Raw genomic sequence first — 559 nt, forward strand, 5'->3', positions numbered from 1 at the left:
GTTCCACATGCTGGCGTAAAGCCCGCCAGCGGCCAACAGTTGCGCATGCGTGCCGCGTTCGGCGATCCGCCCCTGATCGAGCACGATGATCTCGTCGGCCCCGACGATGGTCGAAAGCCGGTGCGCGATCACCAGCGAGGTGCGGTTTTGTGCCACACGCTCCAGGGCGCCCTGGATTTCATGTTCGGTGTGGCTGTCGAGCGCCGAAGTTGCCTCGTCGAGCACCAGAATCGGCGGCGCCTTGAGAACCGTTCGCGCAATCGCCACGCGCTGCTTCTCACCGCCCGAGAGCTTCGGCCCGCGCTCGCCGACTTCGGTGTCGTAGCCCTTCGGCGACGCCTTGATGAAGGCGTCGATCTGCGCGGTCCTGGCCGCCTCCTCCACCTCGGCGTCGGTGGCGTCCCAGCGGCCGTAGCGGATGTTGTAGCGGATGGTGTCGTTGAACAGCACGGTATCCTGCGGCACCATGCCGATCGCCGCGCGCAGCGAGGTCTGGGTGACGCTGCGGATGTCCTGACCGTCGATCAGGATGCGGCCGCCCGAGCCGTCGTACAGCCGG

General features: G+C 67.1%; 1 protein-coding gene. It reads right to left on the minus strand.

The window, feature by feature from the left end:
- Positions 1-559: ATP-binding cassette domain-containing protein (locus DYI24_RS27595; RefSeq protein ID WP_164574567.1), on the minus strand; the 559-nt coding region annotated here is incomplete at both ends.

This window comes from Rhodopseudomonas sp. BR0C11 (genome assembly GCF_010820945.1).
Taxonomy (GTDB): domain Bacteria; phylum Pseudomonadota; class Alphaproteobacteria; order Rhizobiales; family Xanthobacteraceae; genus Rhodopseudomonas; species Rhodopseudomonas palustris_H.